20 protein-coding genes are annotated in these 21,830 nt (G+C 30.2%); 9 read left to right on the top strand and 11 right to left on the bottom strand.

Annotation, left to right across the window (positions count from 1 at the left end; genetic code table 11):
* Positions 1-42: 42 nt before the first annotated feature.
* The 3 genes from ACZ5SO_RS07310 to ACZ5SO_RS07300 all read left to right on the top strand — a co-directional run bounded on the left by ACZ5SO_RS07310 (position 43) and on the right by ACZ5SO_RS07300 (position 4,566).
* Positions 43-1,107 (top strand): hypothetical protein, encoded by a 1,065-nt coding sequence (locus tag ACZ5SO_RS07310; protein WP_464627715.1) that lies wholly within the window; start codon positions 43-45, stop codon positions 1,105-1,107.
* 137 nt (positions 1,108-1,244) lie between these two features.
* Positions 1,245-2,279 carry a hypothetical protein gene (locus ACZ5SO_RS07305; RefSeq protein WP_464627714.1) on the top strand — a complete coding sequence of 345 codons (1,035 nt, stop codon included), beginning with the start codon at positions 1,245-1,247 and terminating at the stop codon, positions 2,277-2,279.
* Between the two features lie 193 nt (positions 2,280-2,472).
* Positions 2,473-4,566 carry a beta-glucosidase gene (locus tag ACZ5SO_RS07300; protein ID WP_464627713.1) on the top strand — a complete coding sequence of 698 codons (2,094 nt, stop codon included), beginning with the start codon at positions 2,473-2,475 and terminating at the stop codon, positions 4,564-4,566.
* 46 nt (positions 4,567-4,612) lie between these two features.
* On the opposite strand, the gene ACZ5SO_RS07295 is transcribed toward ACZ5SO_RS07300, so the two are convergent.
* Positions 4,613-6,235: a formate--tetrahydrofolate ligase gene (locus tag ACZ5SO_RS07295; protein WP_464627712.1), complete on the bottom strand. Its 1,623-nt coding sequence runs from the start codon at positions 6,233-6,235 to the stop codon at positions 4,613-4,615.
* A 195-nt stretch (positions 6,236-6,430) separates the two neighbouring features.
* On the bottom strand, positions 6,431-6,946 hold the full coding sequence (locus ACZ5SO_RS07290; RefSeq protein WP_464627711.1) for a cysteine hydrolase family protein: 516 nt from the start codon (positions 6,944-6,946) through the stop codon (positions 6,431-6,433).
* 197 nt (positions 6,947-7,143) lie between these two features.
* Here ACZ5SO_RS07290 and ACZ5SO_RS07285 point away from each other — a divergent pair, with 197 nt between their 5' ends.
* Positions 7,144-7,380: a hypothetical protein gene (locus tag ACZ5SO_RS07285; protein WP_464627710.1), complete on the top strand. Its 237-nt coding sequence runs from the start codon at positions 7,144-7,146 to the stop codon at positions 7,378-7,380.
* Here the strand turns inward: ACZ5SO_RS07285 and ACZ5SO_RS07280 are convergent.
* From ACZ5SO_RS07280 to ACZ5SO_RS07265, 4 genes are all read right to left on the bottom strand, one after another.
* Complete coding sequence (locus tag ACZ5SO_RS07280; protein ID WP_464627709.1) at positions 7,311-8,558, bottom strand: AAA family ATPase; 1,248 nt, start codon at positions 8,556-8,558, stop codon at positions 7,311-7,313. The genes ACZ5SO_RS07285 and ACZ5SO_RS07280 overlap by 70 nt on opposite strands.
* 242 nt (positions 8,559-8,800) lie before the next feature.
* Positions 8,801-9,151 carry a cupin domain-containing protein gene (locus ACZ5SO_RS07275; protein ID WP_464627708.1) on the bottom strand — a complete coding sequence of 117 codons (351 nt, stop codon included), beginning with the start codon at positions 9,149-9,151 and terminating at the stop codon, positions 8,801-8,803.
* A 10-nt stretch (positions 9,152-9,161) separates the two neighbouring features.
* Complete coding sequence (lsrK, locus tag ACZ5SO_RS07270) at positions 9,162-10,727, bottom strand: autoinducer-2 kinase (protein WP_464627707.1); 1,566 nt, start codon at positions 10,725-10,727, stop codon at positions 9,162-9,164.
* Positions 10,728-10,739: 12 nt separating this feature from the next.
* On the bottom strand, positions 10,740-11,660 hold the full coding sequence (locus tag ACZ5SO_RS07265; protein ID WP_464627706.1) for a sugar-binding transcriptional regulator: 921 nt from the start codon (positions 11,658-11,660) through the stop codon (positions 10,740-10,742).
* A 249-nt stretch (positions 11,661-11,909) separates the two neighbouring features.
* On the opposite strand from ACZ5SO_RS07265, the gene ACZ5SO_RS07260 reads away from it, so the two are divergent.
* The 5 genes from ACZ5SO_RS07260 to lsrF all read left to right on the top strand — a co-directional run bounded on the left by ACZ5SO_RS07260 (position 11,910) and on the right by lsrF (position 17,482).
* Positions 11,910-13,418 (top strand): sugar ABC transporter ATP-binding protein, encoded by a 1,509-nt coding sequence (locus ACZ5SO_RS07260; protein ID WP_464627705.1) that lies wholly within the window; start codon positions 11,910-11,912, stop codon positions 13,416-13,418.
* Positions 13,408-14,415 carry an ABC transporter permease gene (locus tag ACZ5SO_RS07255; RefSeq protein ID WP_464627704.1) on the top strand — a complete coding sequence of 336 codons (1,008 nt, stop codon included), beginning with the start codon at positions 13,408-13,410 and terminating at the stop codon, positions 14,413-14,415. Before ACZ5SO_RS07260 ends, ACZ5SO_RS07255 begins: the two co-directional genes overlap by 11 nt.
* Positions 14,408-15,433 (top strand): ABC transporter permease, encoded by a 1,026-nt coding sequence (locus ACZ5SO_RS07250; RefSeq protein ID WP_464627703.1) that lies wholly within the window; start codon positions 14,408-14,410, stop codon positions 15,431-15,433. The genes ACZ5SO_RS07255 and ACZ5SO_RS07250 overlap by 8 nt, the downstream gene beginning before the upstream one ends.
* A gap of 16 nt (positions 15,434-15,449) precedes the next feature.
* The gene (locus ACZ5SO_RS07245; RefSeq protein WP_464627702.1) at positions 15,450-16,526 is read left to right on the top strand and encodes a substrate-binding domain-containing protein; all 1,077 of its coding nucleotides are present in this window, start codon (positions 15,450-15,452) and stop codon (positions 16,524-16,526) included.
* Positions 16,527-16,603: 77 nt separating this feature from the next.
* Positions 16,604-17,482, top strand: coding sequence for a 3-hydroxy-5-phosphonooxypentane-2,4-dione thiolase (gene lsrF, locus ACZ5SO_RS07240; RefSeq protein WP_464627701.1), 879 nt, complete (start codon positions 16,604-16,606; stop codon positions 17,480-17,482).
* 95 nt (positions 17,483-17,577) lie between these two features.
* Here the strand turns inward: lsrF and ACZ5SO_RS07235 are convergent, their stop codons facing one another.
* The 5 genes from ACZ5SO_RS07235 to ACZ5SO_RS07215 form a co-directional block, all read right to left on the bottom strand.
* Complete coding sequence (locus ACZ5SO_RS07235) at positions 17,578-18,057, bottom strand: flavodoxin family protein (protein ID WP_464627700.1); 480 nt, start codon at positions 18,055-18,057, stop codon at positions 17,578-17,580.
* Positions 18,058-18,255: 198 nt separating this feature from the next.
* Entirely contained in the window at positions 18,256-18,933 is a 678-nt protein-coding gene (locus ACZ5SO_RS07230) for a D-lyxose/D-mannose family sugar isomerase (RefSeq protein WP_464627699.1), read from the bottom strand.
* Positions 18,914-19,942, bottom strand: coding sequence for a carbohydrate kinase family protein (locus ACZ5SO_RS07225; protein ID WP_464627698.1), 1,029 nt, complete (start codon positions 19,940-19,942; stop codon positions 18,914-18,916). The genes ACZ5SO_RS07230 and ACZ5SO_RS07225 overlap by 20 nt, the downstream gene beginning before the upstream one ends.
* Complete coding sequence (locus ACZ5SO_RS07220) at positions 19,935-20,816, bottom strand: class II fructose-bisphosphate aldolase (protein ID WP_464627697.1); 882 nt, start codon at positions 20,814-20,816, stop codon at positions 19,935-19,937. The genes ACZ5SO_RS07225 and ACZ5SO_RS07220 overlap by 8 nt, the downstream gene beginning before the upstream one ends.
* A gap of 20 nt (positions 20,817-20,836) precedes the next feature.
* Complete coding sequence (locus ACZ5SO_RS07215; protein WP_464627696.1) at positions 20,837-21,823, bottom strand: ABC transporter permease; 987 nt, start codon at positions 21,821-21,823, stop codon at positions 20,837-20,839.
* Between the last annotated feature and the right edge of the window lie 7 nt (positions 21,824-21,830).

The raw sequence follows: 21,830 nt of genomic DNA, 5'->3' as shown, positions 1-21,830 counted from the left end.
TAGCTATAATTTTGACTAATATAGTCATAAAAGGAGTTTGTTTTGAAAAAAAAGTTATTTTCAACTTTGTTTTTATGTTTTGTAAGTTTGACAACCTTGTCTGCAAATTTTGATTACCAATTCGATATCTTCTCTTTAGATCCCTTGCATAAAGAATATTTTGCAGATCGTGCAAGAGCTGATATGAGTGTTAATTATCTCAATTATTATTCTGGTTATCCTACAGTACTACTTCAGGATACTGGTGATAGTGTTCAAGTTTATGATTTAGGCAACTCTTCTACTGAAGGGGTTATGATGCAATATAAATTAGGAGAAACCTTTTCTATTGCAAGAAATACTTTTACATTTGATTCATGGTTAAGTCCAATAGCTTTTGATTTATCAGCTCAGGCACTAATTCAATCTTTCTATACAGAAAGTTTTAATAATGGAATTGGATATGATGGTATTTATTTTTATGGTGTAACAGCTAGAATAGCAGATATGTTTTCAGTGAGGATAGGAAATCATCACTATTGCTCCCACTATGGAGATGAAATTTTTAAATCTTTAAGTTCTACAGATCTTACAAAAATAAATTTAGGCTATAAATATATTAGGATGAACGGTTTTGTTATAGGAGTATCTGTTGAACCAACATCTTGGCTTAGATTATATGGAGAGTATAATTTTATTCCAGAGGATGTTGATACGATTCGTCCAATAATGTTTGCTCCAAAGTATGTTAATTCTAATAATTCAGATTATCCAGATTGGTATAGTGCTAAGATTATTAATGTTGGAATTGAATTAAATGGTACAATCTTTAAGAACTTAGGTAAGACTACTATCGGATATGATCTTCATATGTATGAAGAAGGTTTGATTGAATATGATATAATCGATGGATCTGTTGTTACCTTTAATGAAGACGGTACTTGGGAATTAGAACATAATGTTAAGATAGCCCAAGATTTGAATGAAACAGTTTCCATAGAACTCTCATATCATAAAGGAAGATCTCCATTTAATAATTTTTATTATTTACAAACATCTTATTTAAGTTTTGGATTTAGAGTAAATCCAAAAAATACATTCACCCTTATCAATACAGATAAAAGTTAAGTAAAAAATGTAGTTTATCTTAAAATTTTTAAGTATATTAACAAAATTTATTTCAATAGAAAATTACACACTTTAAAGTTCACTTAAATTTAAAAAATGAGCAATAATTATAATTAATATTTAAAAAGGAGTTTTATTTGAAAAAGCAAATATTAATTTGTCTACTTTTATGTTTAATGGGGTTATCACCATTATATTCAACTTATGAATATGATTTTGATATGATATCTTTGGATCCAATTCACAAAGAATATTTTGCAGATAGAACAAGACCTGATATGAGTATTACAACTCAGTTTTATTTAGATGGTATTCCAGATAGAGTTCTCCAAGATTCTGATGGGGAAATGAAAGTTTTTGAATTTGGAGGTGATTTTACTGAAACTGGTGCTCAAACCTTAATTAAGGTAGGGGAAACCTTATCTATTGCTAGAAGTACTTTCACTTTTGATAGTTTTTTAAGCCCAATCGCTTTTGATTTTTCATTTCAAGGCGTGCTTCAATCTTTTTATACAAATGCTTTTAACTATGGTATAGGGTACGATGGAATTTATTTCTTTGGCGGAACATTTAGAATAGGAGATGTTCTTTCAATGAGAATTGGTCAAAATCACTATTGTTCCCATTATGGAGAGGCTATATATAAACTTGTGGATAAAAAATATGAAACTTTAGATGACTTTAGTCTATCTTATAAATACATTAGGATGAATCCTTATGTAATAGGTTTATCAATTGAACCAACTTCATTTTTTAGAGTTTATGGGGAAATAAGTTTTCCAGGTAGAGATATAGAGGTCCTTCATCCTAATGTATTTAGACCAAGTTGGTATGATAGTAATAATCAGTATAGTGATGATTATAATGCAAGAATAGCAAATGTTGGAATTGAATTAAGTGCAAATATATTTAAGAACCTAGGTAAGACCACCATTGGTTATGATCTTCATATGTATGAAGAAGGAAAAGTTATTTATAATCATGTAACTGGTGGAGATGTTGATTTCAAAGAAGATGCACCTTGGGAATTAGAACATGATGTTAGAATAGCACAAGAGATTGGTAATTCTCTTTCTTTAGAAATCTCATATCATAATGGAAGGTCTCCTTTTAATAATTTCTATTTCTTGCATACTGAATTATTAGGATTTGGGTTAAGGTTTAATCCTTAAAATATTATTCTTTAATTAACTTTAATATTATATTTAATTATCACTCTGTAATTTATTAAATTAGATTATAGAGTGATTTTTTGTTGTAAAATATTTATGATTTGAAATTTTAAGTTTGTTATCTACAGATAAATGGTAATATAATGGAAAGAGACTTTTCAGTTTTTTATAATATTTAAAGTTGAGGTTCCCCATGGATAGAAAAAAGAAAGAGTGTTTCCAAAAATTTATGATTAAAAAATACATGACTCTAAAAAAAGGAATTAAAAAAGAATCTTTAGAATGTGACTATAGTATTAAAGATTTGATATCTAAAATGAGTTTAGATGAAAAGATTGATTATATTTCAGGAGTAAATGATTTTTGTATAAGAGGAAATGATAAGTTAAATTTAAGTGAAGTGTGGACAACTGATGCTACAGCTGGAGTTAGAGGTTGGGATGAAAAAGTTACAGTTTTCCCTTCTCCCATAGCAATGGCTGCAACTTTTAATAGAAAATTAGTTGGTAAAACTAGTGAAGCTATTTGCAAAGAAACAAGGGCTGTTGGAGCCTCAATTTTGTTAGCTCCAGGTGTAAATATTGCTAGAGTTCCAACTTGTGGAAGAAATTTTGAGTATTTTGGCGAAGATCCTTATTTATCTGGTGAGATGGCTAAATTTTATATAAAAGCTGCTAATAAAGTTGGGGTAATTACTACTGTAAAGCATTTTGCTTGTAATAATAGTGATTATGATAGACATAAAGCAGATAGTATTGTAGATGAGAGAGTTCTCCATGAAATTTATTTACCTGCATTTAAAAAAGCTGTTGACAGTGGGACTCTATCTGTTATGACTAGCTATAATTTAGTTAATGGTACTTATGCTAGTGAAAATGAATATTTGATTGAAGAAGTTCTAAGAAAAAAATGGGGATTTAAAGGCTTTGTTATATCCGATTGGACAAGTGTTTATTCAACAGTAAATGCTATAAAGCACGGGATAGATTTAGAAATGCCAAAAGGAGTTTGGTTTTCAAGAGACAAAGTCAAAAAAGCTCTAGCTAATAATGAAATAAGTGAAGCAGATATCGATAAAAAGGTTAGAAATATTTTGACTGTTTTAAAAAAAGCTGGAGTTTTAAATAGAAATATAAATGATTCAACTATTGAATTACATAGTAAGGAGAGTCAAAAAGTTGCTTATGATATTGCCCTTGAATCTATAACTTTATTAAAAAATGATAATAAACTTCTTCCATTGAATAAAGCTAAAATTAAAAAAGTAGTTTTACTCGGAAAGAACAGAAATATTATTCCATCAGGAGGTGGATCTTCTCAAATAATTCCAAAAGTAGAGATGATAAGTTTTGAGTCAAAATTAAAAAATGAAGGATTTGAAGTTGAAAGTTTTGGCAGAAAATGGTTGAAAAACAAGAAAACAAGAGAAAAAGTTCAAACCGCTGATCTTGTTATAATCAAAACCGGTTTTGATGGTTATGATGAGAGTGAATGTTATGATAGAGATTATGAAATAGATCAAAATGAAGTTAAAACAATAGTTGAAGCTAATAACTTAAACAAAAATACAATCACTATTGTTAATTCAGGCGGTGCATTCGACCCAAGTTGGATAAAAAAGGAACCAACATTATTGCTTTCATATTATTTAGGAGAAAAGGAAAGTGATGCTCTTTTTGATATAATTTTCAATAAAGTTAGCCCCTGTGGTAAGTTACCTTTTACAATTGCAAATAAGTTATCTGACTGGGAAAGTGTTAAAAACTATTATAATGATTATAATAAGTTTTCAATTAAAAGAATCCATAAAGGTCAAGGAAACCCAAATGTCAGAGTACCTTCGAAAATAGAATATAGAGAAGGGTTACTAATAGGGTATAGAGATTTTAGAACTAATAATAAAGAAGTGGCTTTTGATTTTGGTTATGGATTAAGTTATTCTTCATTTAAATATTCGAATCTATTAATCAATAAAGATAAAGAAAAAATACATGTAAGTTTTGATATTGAAAATACTGGAGATATTAAAGCTAAAGAGATTGCGTTTGTGTTTATTCATTCTTTAGATAGTAAGGTATTTAGAGTAGAGGAAGAACTCAAAGGCTTTGAAAAAATTGAATTAAAGCCAAAAGAAAAGAAAAATATTTCAATCAAATTAACTGAAGATGATTTTAAATATTATAGTAAGGATAAACATGATTGGGTTTTAGAAAAGTGTAATTTTGAAATTAGAGTAAATTCTAGTGCCAATAAAATTGAATTGAGTGATAAAATTAAAATAGAATAAGGTAACGGTTAAGGAGTTGGATTATATTGTCTAACTCCTTGTATTGTTAATATTCTATAGTCTCTTCTTCCATTTTTATAGCTGATGGAATTTTTCCAAGCCCTGGCATTGTCATTATTGAACCAGTTAAAGGAATAATAAAATTAGCACCTGCAGATAAATTTACAGATTTCACAGTAATAGTGAAATCCTTTGGTACTCCAAGGATGTTTGGATCATCGGAAAGTGAATTTGGGGTTTTGGCAATACATACATAAGCTTTACCAAATCCCATTTTTTCATACTTCTTAATTTGATTTTCAGCTTTTTCAAGATATTTAACGTCTTTAGCTCCATAAATGTTTTTTGCAATAGTTTCAATTTTCTCTTTTATTGTACTATTTAAATTATATATTGGTTTATAATTTGAAGGTTCATTATTTAAGATGTTAATGACCTTTTTAGCTAAATCAATTGTTCCTTCTCCACCTTTTGAAAAACCATCTAAAAAAGATACAGTATAACCTTCATTTTCACACCAAGTAGTTAATGCATCAATTTCTTTTTGGGTATCTTGGGCAAAGTGGTTTATTGCTACAACTATTGGAATATTATATTTCTTAACATTTTCTATATGGGCTTTTAAATTATTAACACCTGAAAGTAAAGCGTTTACATTTTCTTTTTTAAGATCTTTATATTGTACACCACCGTGCATTTTTAGAGCTTTGACTGTAGCTACAACCACTGCAGCTGATGGCGTGATTTCTCCTTCTCTACAAGCGATATCTAAAAACTTTTCAGCTCCTAAATCAGCACCAAATCCTGCTTCTGTTATAGTAATTGGGGATAATTTCATAGCAAGTTTAGTTGCAATAAGTGAATTGCATCCATGTGCTATATTAGCAAAAGGTCCACCATGTACAAAAACAGGGGTGTGCTCTAACGTTTGTACAAGATTAGGCTTTAAAGCTTCTTTCATTAATTTCATAACTGCATTTGAAACTTTTAAATCTGCTACAGTAACTGGAGTCTCATCATAAGTGTAAGCTACAATTATTTTTTTTAATCTTTGATGAAAATCTTTTGAATTATTTGCTAAACATAATATGGCCATTAATTCTGAAGCTACAGTTATTACAAAATGATCATTTCTTTCAATACCATTATATTTGCCTATTCCTATTTTTATGTTTCTAAGGACTCTATCGTTCATATCTATGGCGCGTGTCCATACAACGCTTTCAGGATTGATATTAAGTGGATTTCCTTGATAGATAGAATTATCTAAAACTGCAGCAATTAAATTAATTGAGGAGGTTAGAGCATGGATATCTCCTGTGAAATGAAGGTTTATATCGTCTTTTGGTGCAATAGAGGCTAATCCTCCACCTGTTGCACCACCTTTAAGACCAAAAACAGGTCCAAGAGAGGGTTCTCTTAAACAAAGAATTGCTTTTTGATTTATCTTCCCCATGCCTTCAGATAGAGCAATAGCAGTTGTTGTTTTGCCTTCGCCAGCCTTTGTTGGAGTTATGGATGTTACAAGGACAAGCTTGCCATTTTTTTTGTTTGCTAATTTATTATTAATTGATGGTTCAATTTTTGCTTTATATTTACCATAAGGTTGAATATATTCGTCTTCAATACCTATACTTTTTGCAATCTCGCCAATTGGTGAAAGATCCATAGATTACCTCCTCAAAGGCTTTGGATATATGATTTGTTTTAATATATCATGAGAGTTTGCAATTATTCAAAGGGGTATTTTAATAAATTTTGTCTTTTTGCAACAGAATAGTATATATTATTCATTTATTTGTTGCATAATTTATTATATGTTGCAATGATGATTAATTATTGCAACATGGTATGAAATAACTAGTTAAATAATATCTATATGGCACATTTTCATAGCTTCAATTGCCCTTTTGTGACTTTCAGGATTTACACCGGCACATGAGTTCTCTTCAACGTATATAGGGATATTAGGGAAGTAAGCTTTGACTAGCATAGCATTTGAAATAACACAAATATCTGTGCACAAGCCAACTAGGGTTATACTTTCAATTTTTTCTTGTTGATTTAAATCTTTAAGATATTCTACTAGTTTTGTACTACCAAAGGTTTCTTTGTTAAATATAGGTTCATTTACATATGGAAGGAGTTTGTCAGTTATTTGCCAACCTTTTGTATTTTCAATGCAATGAATAATAGGAAGATGCTTACCTTCTTCTGTTTCCATATAGTTATTTTGATGAGTGTCCCTAGTAAAAAATACTTTCCCATCAAAATTTTTTACTCTATCTACAACTTTATCTACAATGTTAACTGCTTGATCTGTTCCAAGAGCACCATCAATAAAATCATTTTGCATATCAATAACTAATAAAACTTTCATAATCAATAACGCTCCTAATAAATAATCTTTCTTAGTATAAAATAACTTTTAGTGATAAAAATGTCTATAATTATTAATTTATGAGTTTTATATTGAAATAATTTTGCCAAACTCAGTAATGAAAATTTGCCAAACTCGGTAATAAAAACTTGCCAAACTTGGTAATAAGTACTACCAATGGATTAGGAGAGTATACTTTGGCTTACTATCAAAGTGTTGCAGATACTTTATTAAAAGAAGAATTAGAAGCAAGAGGGGCAATTCTAGTAAAAAGCGTTAGGTGTTGTGGTAAAATTTCTACCTCATTGAAAATTGCTAAAAGCACTTTATTTATGCAAAATTCACAGACAAAAAATCAGAATATTCAAATGGCAGAATTAAATCCTTCTGCACTTTTGCAAGGAGATGTTCCTCCTAAAATGCCTTTCATATAAAACTCATGAATTTTTGTTGTTTCATATCTTACTTCAGGGAAGTCAGCTAAGCTATAAAGTTCAGAATTAAGGGTATCAGGATTTTTTGTAACAAAGTAAATTTGCTCTTTCATATATTTTTTTAAATCCAAATGGAGTACATTGTGTGTAGTGAATATAAATTGTCCATTATGTTCTTTTCCATTAATAAAAGAAATAATTTTATCAGAAAGTACCGGATTCAACACTCTATCCATTTCGTCAGCAAATACTGTTTTGTTTTCATAAACAACTCTATAGATTTGAACAGCCCAAGCAAAATATTCCATTACACCACTTGAGTCCTCGCTCAACTCCTTAGAGAATATTGAGCCATCGATTTTTTTACGCTTTATTTCTGTTTTAAAAAATGGGTGTTCCTCATTAATTTTTATACCAACAATAGAAGAATCAACCATTTTTAATATTTCTAAAAACTTTTTTTCTTTTAAGATTCTTATATCATCTTCTTCTTTTTTTAAATCTTTATAGTAGTTGTAATTAATAAAAATTTTTTCAGCATAAAGATTATTATTTATATAATTTACAAAATTTAAGCTATGTTTATCTCCTAAAAGTGCAAATTTATTTATGAAAAGGCCAATAGACTCAGAAGATTTCACTATAGTGTTAAAGGCCTTGATTATATTAGGTTTTAATTTAGCTTTAAGAACATATTTAGACAATTTTTTATCTTTTGTATTTTGTTCTCGTGATACTATAAAAATTTCTTGTTTTTTCCCATATAATGTTGTTTTTAATGATAAGCTTTCAAATATAATTCCTAGGTAATCAATTTGTAAAACATAAAAGTATAACTTATTGTTAATTAAAATATCTAATGAAAATTCTTGTGTTGTATTACATTCTTCAGGGTTGTCAGAACAGATGTTATTTATATTAGTTAGATTTTTAAAGGATCCAACTTTATCATTTGTTTTGAATAAAGATTTTAGAAAGTTAAGACTGCCAATTAAATTTGTTTTTCCTCCCGCATTTTCACCTACTATTACAGCGGTTTTTAAAATATCTAAACCATATTCGGTTTTATTAAAATTATTTAAAAATCTATTTTTAACTTTATTTGCAGGGGCAAGTAAATCTAAAATACTAAATTCTTTAAAAGATTTGTAATTTTTGAACTCATATCTACATATCATATGATACTCTCCTTATAAACTAAAACAATAAAATGTTTTAATTTATTGAAATTATATAATATTTTTCTAAAAAGTCAAATGTCAAAACATTAATTCTGTTAAATTTCTTGTTTGTAAAAAGCTATTTTAAATCTATCTATTTTAATTATTAGTCTTTTAGGACAAGATATGGGGTAGATAAAAAAAGGTTGATAATCTTCATTTTTGAAGAGAATCAACCTTTTATATTATAGTTTTAAAAATTATAATTGAGGATTTTCTACTGTTGTTTTATCCTGAATTTGGTAAGGCGCTAAAACAGAAATCATTCTAACAGGTTTGTCAGAATTGTTTTTAACATAATGAACCTCTTTTGGTTCAATGTGAATAAATTGTCCTTTTGTAAGATGGTATAATTTATTATCTACAATTATATCAACTTCTCCTTCTTCAATATAAAAATTTTCTTCCATTATATCATGATAATGAGCTGCGAAATCTTCACCAGCTTGAAATTGAACAATAGCGAAATTTGCTCTTGGTCCCTTCATTAAATATTTAGGGCCACTGTTTCCGAAACGATATTCTTTGTCTTTTTCGTCAATTATATACATTATTTGTCTCCTATACTCCTGGGGCTTTCCACATATATCTTTCGATATTTGCATCACTAAGTTTGAGTTGATTTTCATAAACTTTTAGCCATTTTTCATATAAATTCATATATACCTTGTGATTATCCATATTTGGTATATACGTTTTTTCAATCTTTACTATTTTTTTCGATGCTTCAACAACATCTTTATAAATTCCAATTCCAACACCTGCAAGTATTGCACTTCCTAATGCAGTTGCTTCTTTTACAACAGGAACTGATAATGGGATGCCTAAAACATCACATAAGATTTGCGACCATAATGGGCTTTTTGATGCTCCACCCGCAAATATTACGCTATTTATGTCTTTTTTAGTTGTTTCTTTAATTAGTTGAACATGCCCATATGTTATAAATGCTGTGTTTTCTAAAATCGCACGATAAAAAGTATATTTGTTAAAATTCTTAGCATCTATAGCAAAATTAGTAAAAGAAGGGGCAGCATGTTTCCAAGATAAAAAGTTCATGATATTGCTAAAAGTGCACATCATGCCATTAGAACCGGCAGGAATATCTTTTGCTTTTTGATCCATCATGTAATAGAAATCTATATTTTTCTCTTTAGCTAGTTTTACATCCAATTCACAAAAAGCATCTCTATACCATCTCATAATAAGACCTGGAATAAAAGCTAGAGCTTCATATTGCCAAACATTTGGAATTGAATGACAGTTAACTCTTACTGGGCTTTTTTCAGATACAATTGGATCGTCTGTATTATATTCATATTGCCAAAAGCTTCCACCAAAAATAGCAGCTTGATCACTCTCAACAACACCAACTCCAATTGAACCTAATTGAGCATCTCCACCACCAGTTACAATAGGGGTATCTTTTTTCAAAGAGGTTAGGTTGGCTGTTTCTTGATTAACTTTAGCAACTATATGACCGCATTCTGAAACCTTCGGGAATATATCATCACGTAAGTTGCATCTTTGAGCAATAGTTTTATCCCAGCTTCTACTTTTAAGATTGAAAAAACCTGAAGTTGAACCATTGCTAGGATCTACTTTAAGGACACCACTCATTTTATATATTATCCAATCGTTAATCATTCCGATGTGGGCGATGTTTTTATAAATTTCGGGTTCATTATTTTTAACCCATAATAATCTTGGAATAGCACTTAATGGAAAGGTTTCCCCTGTTTCCTTATAAAGTTCCGCTTCTAAGTTTTTATTTTCCTTAAGTTGTTTAACTTCATCGTCACTTCTTGCATCAACATTAGCACAAGCCCAAATTTCTTTGCCTTCTTTATTGTAAAGAACTATTGCTTCCCTCATGCAAGTTGTTGATATTGCTTTAATTTTAGAGCTATCAATTTTAGATTTCTCTATAACTTCTTTGATAGAACTTGTGGTCAATTTCCAGTTTTTATCCCAGTCAAAGTTCATGCTTCCAGGATATCTAGGATCATTTAAATGTTCCCATTCTTTAGAAACACATTCGATTTGATTTCCTAATGTGTCAAAAATGACCGCTCTAACTGACCCTGTACCAGCGTCAATAGCTAATAAATAGATGTCATTATTCAAGATTACCTCCTATTAAACATTTAAATTTAACCATTCAGCAGTTTCTTGATCTGTAATAAGAATATTAATGTAACCACCTCTTAAAGCGGCTCTTATTGCCTCCCTTTTAGCTTTTCCAGCAGCAACTCCTATTACATTTTTTAGTTTTTTAAACTCATCCATCGAAATACTGATTAAGTTCTCATATAATTCACAAGAGATTATATTACCATCTTTGTCTAAAAAATGACTTAGGATATCGCCTACAGATCCTTTCATTTTGAGAAGGTTAAATTCATTCTTGTTTATAATTCCATTGTTTATAATAGTTGCTTCGTCATTCATTCCCCCTATTCCAACAATAGTGTAAGAAGCATTGCTATTCATTTTAGCAATTTCAATAACAGATTTTTCTTTTTGAAGAGCTTGAACCATTTCATTGGTAGAAGCAATTAAGGGGGCCGGAATTAGATAGAAATTAACATTTTTCATTAAAGTATATTGGTCTAATAGATATAAGCTTACTCCTCCAGTTAGTGTAACAAAGTTAATTACTTTATCACTTAAATTAGTAAGTTTGTTAATAGTTTTAATTGGAGTGTCCCCATATCCAATATTTAATATATTTATATCATCTAGCCTTGCATCTAAATACATTGATGCAGCTGTTGCTACATTTGTGTTTATATCTTCAATTTTATAACTAGTAGAAGTTGGAACAACCATAGCATCCTGTAACTTATATTTTTTTATAAGATCTTGTTCTATTGATATTTTATTCTGTAAGTCTCTTCTAATTTTAAATTGGATTATATTTTCCTGTTGTGCTTTATCTAGCATTCTCACAACTCTCATTCGTGATATTCCAAGTTTGTCAGCGATAGTTTGTTGTTTTAGTTTGTCGATATAATATAACCAAGCTATTTTAGAAATAAGTTCGTCTTCATAATTCATTAATTGCTCCCCAGTTTGTGAACATTATTTAGTATATTGATAATATTATCATAAAAGATTTATGTTTGCAAGATTAAAAAAAATATTAAATAAAAGTGAATAAATAGGAATATATATATTTATAACAACAAATTACATACATATTAAAATGATGTGAAAAAAAATTTGACAAATCGAATTATTGGGGATATGCTTATCTTGTATAACAAAGTTACACTAACTAAACAAATGAACAAAACAGGAGAAAAAATGAAAAATAAAGATTATTCGTTATTAGAAATAGTCGATATTAAGAAATCATTTATTGGTAATAGTGTTTTAAAAGGAATAAATTTAAAATTGAACCAAGGGGAATGTCTTGCATTGATTGGTGGTAATGGAGCTGGTAAAAGTACTCTTGTTAAAATAATAATGAGTATTTATAAACCAGATTCAGGACAGATATTTGTTAATAACCGTCAAATTACTTTTTCAAACCCATCAGAATCTCTCAATAATAGCATCTATTTAGTTCCACAAGAGCCAATGTTATTTCCTAATATGAGTCTTAAAGAAAATGTCTTAATTGGTATAAATAAAAATAAAAATGAATTGATTCAAAAATTAGAGAATTTAATTAAATCTTTAGGTTGGAATCTTGATTTAGAGCGTGAAGCTCAAACTTTGACAATAGCTGAACAACAACTAGTTGAAATTTTAAGAGGACTTTTAAGAGAAGCTAATATTTTAATATTAGATGAGCCAACAAGTGCTTTAACTTTTGATGAGGTTAATTCTTTATTTAAAATTATAAAAGACTTAAAAGCTAAAGGTATAGGATTAATATATATTACTCATAGATTAAATGAAGTTTTTGAAATAGCAACTGATGTTGCTATTATGAGAGATGGAGTAATTACTGTTAATGGAAAGGTTGAAAACTTTACTCATGAAATGTTAGTAGAAGGTTTACTACCTGAAAATAAAGAAAATTGTACAACTTCTTGTGATGAGGGTGACTTAGTAGAAGTTGATTATGATAAAGACCCTGTCTTTAAGCTCGATAAGTTTAGTGGGTATGGCTTTGAAGATATTGATCTAGAAATTTATCCTGGTGAAATTTTAGGTGTTGCCGGTGTTGTTGGAGCTGGTAGAACAGAACTTGCTACAACTATTTTTGGACTAGATAAAGTCAGAAAAGGAAAGGCTTATTTAGAAGGTAAAGATGTAACAAGTTTGCCTACTGCTAAAGTTATTCAAGCTGGTATTAATTATATTCCAGAAGATAGGTTCCAAAATGGTATTTTTGGCATAACTAGTGTTCGAAATAATTTAACATCTGCATATATAAAAGGACGTCCTTCAATTTTTACCCATATCAATGATGAAGAAAAAATTGCTGAAAAATATATAAAAAATTTCAGAGTTAAAGTTACAAGTCAAGAACAGTTGATGAGTTCTCTTTCAGGTGGAAATCAGCAAAAGGTAATTATTGGTAGAGGACTTTCAACTAATCCAAAATTATTAATATTAGATGAGCCTACTAGAGGTATTGATGCAGGTGCTCGTGGGGACGTTTATAAGATTATAAGTTATTTAAAGAAAACTGGAGTTGCAATAATGTTAATTAGTTCCGATATGGAAGAAATTGTGGAATTAAGTGATAGAGCTATAACAATTTTTCAAGGAAGAGTTAATAAAGTATTTAGTAAGGAAGAAATCAATGGGGATTCATTGATGAAAGCTTCATTTGGGGTGGATAGTACTGATGAAAACTAATGTTAGAACCATTTTGAAAATGAGAAGTGTAACTTCTTTTTTGTTTGTCGTAGGATTGTTTTTATTAGTTGGTCTAGTAAATCCTGATTTTCTAAAACCAAGTAATCTTTTATTGACTATTAATTCAAGTGTTGTATTCACACTTTTATCAGTTGGTATTGCTTTTCCAATTATTACAGGTGAAATTGATGTATCTGTAGGTGCTGTAATGGGACTTTCTGCTGCTGTGAGTGCGACTATGATAAGAGATGGACAACCTTGGGTTTTAGCTGTAGGTGCTAGTATTTTGATTGGAATAGCTTGTGGATATTTCAATGGATTTGGTCTTATGTATTTAGGTATACCATCAATCATTATTACATTAGGAACAAATGGAATAGTAAGAGGGCTTATTTATGTTTATACAGATGGAAAATGGGTTGAAAACCTTCCTTTTGAATATAAAAGTTTAAGTCAAGCTACTACTTTAGGTATTTCCAATTTTTATATTGTAGCAATCTTGATAGCTATTATTGGAACAATTTTAATTAGAAGAACTAAAGAAGGAAAATATTATTATGCTGTAGGTGATAATATTGCTGGATCTTTTTTAATTGGTATTCCTGTAAAGAAAACTAAGATTTCTGCTTTTGTTCTCTCTTCTGTGTTTGCTTCTTTAGCTGGCCTTGTTTATGTTAGTAGAATTGGCTTTGTTACTCCTACTGCTGGTATGGGATATGAAATGAAAGCAATTGCAGCCTGTGTTTTAGGTGGCGTAAGTCTTTCAGGCGGTGTTGGTACCTTAATTGGAGCTTCTCTTGGAGCAATTATCATGTCTTCTGTTGGTAGGATTTTGGTATTCCTTAAATTTTCATCAGATTATGATGGAACGATTACTGGTATTTTATTAATTACTATCGTCGTAGTTGATGCTTTGATCCAAAAATATAATACCGAAAAAACTAGACGTACAAGATTATTAGCTAAAACATCGAATGGAGGGGCATCAAATGAATAGTCTAACTAATAACAAAAAAATATTTAGATGGGAAACCTTTTTAATTGCATTAATTCTTTTAGAAATAGTTATTTTTGGTACTATAAATCCTAGATTTTTAAGATTGAGAGTCTTACTGGGATCGGTAAATGACTTTATGTCTATTTGCGTTATTTCACTTTTTGTAACTTTTGTATTAATTACTGGTGGAATGGATATTCAAGCAGGCTCAATTGTTGGCTTAACTTCGATTATAATAGGAGTTTTTTGGCAGCAAGTAGGATTAAATATTTGGGTTGCTAGTGTTGTAGCTATTATTATTGGAATCCTTTGTGGATTATTAAGTGGATTTTTTGTTGCCTATACAGGAGTACAACCCATGGTTGTTACTTTAGGTGGATCCTTTTTATATTCTGGCTTAGCAGTTTCAATAACAAAACTTGCTAAAGTAGAAGCTTACAAAGGTATTAGTGGCTTCCCAAAAAGCTTTACTAGTTTTAGTAAATTTAGATTATTTAATGTGATTCCTTCCCAGATTTTTATATTGTTAGTTTTAATTATTTTTGCATTCATATTACTTCATTACACAAAATATGGGAGATATATCTATTTAGTAGGTATTAATAAGGAGGCTGCAAAATATTCAGGAATCAACCATAGGTTAATTATTATGAGCAGTTATGCTTTGTCAGGGTTCGGCGCAGCAATTGCTGGAATTATTTTAACTTCATATTTAGGTACTGCAAAAGCTGACTTTGGTAAAGAGTTAACTCTTCCAATTATCACAGCTGTTGTATTAGGAGGTACTTCTATTACAGGAGGAAAGGGAACCATTATTGGTACTGCTTTTTCTGCTATCGCAATTGGAATTATGAGATTTGGCTTATCTATGGCAGGGGTAAATACACAATATACTGATATACCTGTTGGAATTTTACTTGTAGTTGCTGTTTCTTTGAGAGGTTTATCTGAACAAGGTGTATTTAGAAAACTTAAATTAAAATTCAAAAAAGGTAGTGTAGCGGCTACCACAAAATAAACTTAGGAGGCTTATTATGAAAAAGCTATTGATTTTATTACTATCTATTCTAGTTAGTACTTCATTTATTTTTGCTTCAGGATCTGAAGAGAAATCATCATCAAGTAAAGATGAAAAAGTAATTGTTTTTATTCCAAAAATTAGTGGTAACGCTTTTTTCGAAGTTGCTAATGATGGAGCACAAGAATTAGCAGAAAAAGTTGGATTCACTGTAAAATATGACGGTAGCCCAGAAGCATCTGTTGCTAACCAAGTCACTATTATAAACAATGCTATCCAGCAGGGGGCAGATGGTATTGTTGTATCTTCAGTTGATGCTACAGGTTTAGATGATGCTCTAAAGATGGCAAAAGATGCAGGCATGACTGTAATGACATGGGATAGTGATGTTAGTGCTGATGCTAGAGAGATGATGGTATCTCAAGGTACACCCAAAATTTTGGGAGAGATGTTAGTAGAAATGGGTGTTGATTCTCTAAAAGAAAGAGGGGTAAACCCTGAAACCGACACTGTAAAATATGCATGGCATTATTCTCAAGCAACTGTAACAGACCAAAATTCTTGGAGAGTAGCTGGAGAAGAATATATTAGAAAACAATATCCAAATTGGGTAAATGTTGCTCCAGATAACTATTATAGTGATCAAGATGCAGAAAAAGCTATTACAGTTGGTGAAGCTGTTTTAACTGCACACTCAGATATTGATTTAATTATATGTAATGACTCAACTGCATTACCAGGTCAATGTCAAGCTGCACAAAATCTTGGCCTAGATAAAAACGATGTTACTATAACTGGTTTCGCAACTCCTAATGCTATCAAAGATTATTGTAGAGCTAATGTAATTCAAAGATGGGGTTTATGGGATGTTAAAATCCAAGGCGGAATTGCTTGTTACTTAGCTTATTATGGTGCTTTAGGTAATGATATTAAAGTTGGGGATGTAATTGATGTTCCAACTATTGGTGAAGTTAAAGTTGAACCAAATACTGTTTTAGATCCTAATGCTTATACTGCTGATGATTCTGGTGTTGTATTACTTCCTGAAAGAGCTGTATTTACATTAGAAAACATGGACAACTATAATTTCTAACATACAATCAATGTAGATTTACAAATTCTATATGCCAAATTTTTGGCATATAGCTTTATATATAGGAGAATAAAAAAATGGCAGATTTAGATGGTTTTAAAATTGCACATGATTATCATGTTGATATACCTTTTGCTTGTGATGGTAATTTTCATGTAAAAGGTGCTGGAAATTTAGATTGGGGTATGAAGAAACATCTTTCTAAAATTTTCAATCCAAAAAGTGGTAATACTGTTATGTTTGCCTTCGATCATGGGTATTTTATGGGATCTGTTTCAGGTCTTGAAAGATTAGATTTATTGATACCAAAACTTAGTCCATATATAGATGTTTTAATGGGTACCCGTGGAGCAATTAGATCTTCAGTTAGACCTGATAGTGGTAATTCAATAGCTTTGAGAGTTAGTTCAGGCTCTTCAATGTTGAATGAAGATTTAAGTCATGAGGTTGTTGCAGTAAATATTGAAGATGCTATAAGAATGAATGCTGATTGTTTAGCTGTACAAACTTTTATTGGTGGCGATGGACAATTATCTAGTATTGATAATTTATCAAAGACCATTAATGCTGGACTTAGATATAGTATTCCAACACTTGGGGTAATAGCCGTTGGTAAACAATTAGAGAGAACTGCAAAATATTTTAAATTGGCTACAAGAATTGTTGCAGAAATGGGTGCTAATATAATTAAAACTTACTATTGTGATGATTTTGAAGAAGTTGTAGCTGCTTGTCCTGCACCAATTGTAGTAGCTGGTGGTAAAAAACTTCCTGAAAAAGAAGCTCTTGAATTAGCTTATAATTCAATTTCAAGAGGTGCTAAAGGCTTAGATATGGGAAGAAATATTTTCCAAAGTAAATACCCAGCAGAAATGGCTCAAGCAATTGGAAAAATTGTTCACGAAGGCTTTAATGATAAAGAAGCATATGAGTTCTTCTTAGATCTTATTAATTAAAAAAATTACTTTAAATATTGCTGCTGTATAATTTCAATTATTTATTGAAATACAGCAGCTTTTTATATGAGTTAAAATAGGGTAGTTAGGAATATTTATTTTATGGTTTTTGCCCACTTTAGTGCTTTCTCTTTTTGTTTCTCTAAATCTTCACTAACGTTTATAAATGAAGAAAGTGAAATAAGTTTATTCTTTTTCATAACTGACTTTTCAATTCGTTTCTTAGCTTTTTTATCTCCACCTTTATGTGTGTAAAATAAGGCAATGTTTTTGGAATTTATGAGATTTCCTTCTAGAAGAGAATATGTTGGTGATGCTAAGGTTCCAGCCCAAATTGGTGAACCAATAATAATTGTTTCATACTTATCTATATCATGTTTTATAGGGTTTAATTTAGGTTTTCTTTTAAAACTAGATTGATAACCTCCAATTAAATATTTTGTAAAACCTTTTGCTTTTATTTCTTTTTTTGGCGTTATTTTCTCAATGTCAAAGTTGAGTTCTTTTGCTAAATGATTAGCTATTTTTTCTGTACTTCCTTCTAATGAATAATATAATATTAGAGTTTTATTCATAATTATCCTCCATATTTGTATGATAAATGTAATAATTATTGGTTATGCCACTAAGCAGTCTTTTATTATTATATCGCACTTTATTATTTATTAGAAATTAATCTTGAGATGTTTTATGATTTTATATAAAAATCTTAAATCAAAAAAAGCTTTTGATCATTCAAAAGCTTTATTGACTATTAGTTCTTATCAAGTTCACTATTTATTATATCTAGGATATTCAGTGCAAAGAAGTCTGTAAGGTTTTTCATCTTCTTCTATTTCTGGGAATCGTCCCATCTGCTTGTAGAAGAAGTTATCATTTACATCATCATTACACATAGAAACTTCACCAATTAATACATCACCACCTTTCGCATCAAAATCATGATATTGATAAGGCCAAATTGTGATGCTCTCTCCAGGGTTTAAATACACTTTAGTTCCTGCAGGAGCTTTGTAACTTCTTCCATCTGTGTTTATAGTTACATCGTTTTTTGATAATGATCCATCTTTTTCAGCATTATATACAGAAATAATTAGTGTGCCACCACCACGATTTATAATATCTTCACATTTATATGCGTGGTAGTGCATAGGTGCTTTTTGATTTTCAAATAGCATTAACAATTTTTCTGCATATGGCTTTTCATATCTCTTATCTTTCTGATTTCCATTTCTAAGAGTAATTAGCGAAAATCCAAGTTCATAAAAGTTATTTAAGCCGAAATCTGTTATGTCCCATCCGAGTTGATTATCTCGAATTTCATCATACTCGTGATTTTTTTCTTTCCACTCTTCATAACTCCAGTTACAAAAGGGGGGAATACTAAATTTATATTCTTCTAATAAGGCTTCAAATTTTTTGATAACATTATTAATTTCTGATCTCTTCATAAGTACATCCTTTTGAATATATATCAAATAATTTCATGACTTCGTCATAACTTTTCATGGCAGAGGTCCCATCAACTTCAGCTAATGAACAAATAGCTGTAGATACTGCAACTTTTAGAGCTTTTTCTAAATCATAACCTCTATAAATTGAAATTATAATTCCAGAAAGAAATGCATCACCTGCACCTGTTGTGCCTTTTATATAACTTTTTGGGACATCTAAGGATTCTGCCTTATATATTTTATTTGTTTTACAATCTAATCCGTAATTAAATAACTTAGAATGTATAACAACCCAATTTGTTACTCCAAAGCTTTTTATCTTATCAAGGGCAGTAATAACATTTTCTTCAATGATATTATCATCTTCATCTTTAAGTTGAATTCCACTAATGCTTTGGGCTTCTAATTCATTCACAGTACAATAATCACTGTATTTTAGAGCACTTCTTGCAACTTGTATAGTTTTTTCGTCATTTTTTGAAACCATATCAATAGAGGTTTTTATACCTTTTTGTTGGGCAAGATAAAGAAGTTTAGCTATTTTTGATCCAAATTCAGAATCTTCATCCATAAGTTTTCCAATTAAACCTATGTATTCTACTTGAAGGATACCTCCTTCCAAATTATCGAGATTAATACAATCGATATCGAAATCTTTATTTGAGGCTGCATCAAAGAAAAATGTTCTTTGCTTAGTCGATAAAGAATCCATTACATGAGTGGTTGGGGTTTTCTCAAGTACTTTTGTATTACTCATATCTATATTAGAATATTTACTAAATTCTTCTTTTATAAGTGTTGCACCTTCATCGCATCCTATTACACTATTGACAACTATTTTTATATTCTTATCTAACTTTGCTAAATCGAGAATTAAGTTACCAGAGCCTCCAATGGAGGCACTAGTATCACTTATAGTTGCTAAACTACTTTCTGTAGGATATTTATTAATGAAGTAGTGCTTATCTAAAATAACAGGGCCTACTACAATAATCGATTTATTCATTAAAACTAAATACTCCAATTGCTCTCTTTACATCTTCTTTCATTGCGTTTTTGGCAATTACTGGAATGTCGTGGAAGAAGATATTATCATCTTCACTCTTAGCTGCTAAATGATTGTATACTGCCTTACCTCCATATAATGTCATGTAAGTATAGTAGTTGATTTTTCTAATACCATTTTTAATTGCAGTTTGGAATTCTTCTTTTGAAAGACCTGAACCTCCATGCATTACAAAAGGTATATCAATAGCTTCTTTAATTAGTTTTATTCTATCTAAATCTAAAACAGGTTTTTCTTTGTATAATCCATGTGAGGTTCCAAAAGCTATTGCTAAGGCATCAACACCTGTTCTCTCAACAAATTCTTTTGCCAATTTAGGGCTTGTGTAAATATCATTGAGATCAGCATAGTTTTTTGCACTTTCACTAACACCACCTTCACCAAGACCAATTTCTGAAGCAAAAATATGTCCTAGTTCAGCTTCTACACTAACTCCAACGCTATGTGCGGCTCTTACAACTGCTTGAGTTTCTTTTACGTTTTCCTCAAAAGATGAAGCAGAAGCATCAATCATTACTGAAGTAAAGCCAAGTCTAATAGCCTTTATACAAGCTTCAAAACTACTGCCATGGTCTAAGTGTACACAAACTGGTACTGAAGATTTTTTTGCAAAATGCAACATTATTAGAGCTGCTTCTTCAATTTTCATCAAAGGTTCATGTACCCCAGCATAATTCATGATAACTGGCATATTTTTTTCTTCTGCAGCTTCTATTATAGCTTGTGCACTTTCGAAATTTGGAACATTAAAAGCTCCTATTGCTACTTTGTTTTCGTTCGCAAAGTCCATTACATTTTTTAAATTAACTAACATTTTATACGTCCTTTTGTTTATTATTTATTCTTATTTCGCAAGAAGTCAATGAAAACTGCTAATAAAATGACTGTTCCTTTAACAACATATTGCCAAAATGAATTAACATTCATTAAATTAAGTCCATTATTTAGGAATCCAATGATTAAAGCACCTATTATTGTGCCTCCTATTTTACCACTACCTCCACTCATTGATGTTCCACCAACTACTACAGCAGCAATTGCATCCATTTCAGCACCGTCTCCAGCTGTTGGTTGCCCTGAATACATTCTTGAAGCTAAAACTACACCAGCTAGTCCTGATAATAGACCGGTATATGCGTAAACATAAAATTTAATTTTTGAAACTGAGATACCACTAAAGTTTGCAGCTTGAGTATTTCCACCAACAGCATACATGTGCCGCCCAAATTTTGTATTATTCATTAATAATGCCGTGATTATCAGAACAAAAACTAAAATAACAACAGGTGTTGGAATAGGTCCGATATAGCCTGCTCCGATAAATTGCCATTCTTTTGATACTACTCTAACTGGAGAGCCTCCTGTATAAACATATGCTAAACCACGAGCTATATTCATAGTAGCTAAAGTTACAATAAAGGGTGGAATGGTTGTTTTTGATATAACAGTACCATTAAATACACCAATTAAGATTGCGACAAATAATCCTAATATAATAGCTACTGGAATTGGAAGTGAGTATCGAGCAACTCCGGCTGCAGCTACACAACCACTTAAAGCTATAGTTGATCCAACAGATAAGTCAATGCCTCCTAAAATGATAACCATTGTCATACCACAAGCTAGGTATAGGTTTGTAGAAATTTGTCTCAAAACATTAAACATATTTCTAGAGGTTAAAAAAGCCTTAGTTGTTGGGGGATAGATTGCTAAAAATAAATAAAGTACAACGAAAGCAATTATTATACCTAAGTTCTCTTTTAAGAATTTATAAGAGCCTTCCTTCATTTTTGAAGATTGAATTGTATTAGTTTTTCCCATTTTAATA

This window comes from Pleomorphochaeta naphthae (genome assembly GCF_055396005.1).
This window is presented reverse-complemented; position numbering and strand designations above follow the sequence as displayed.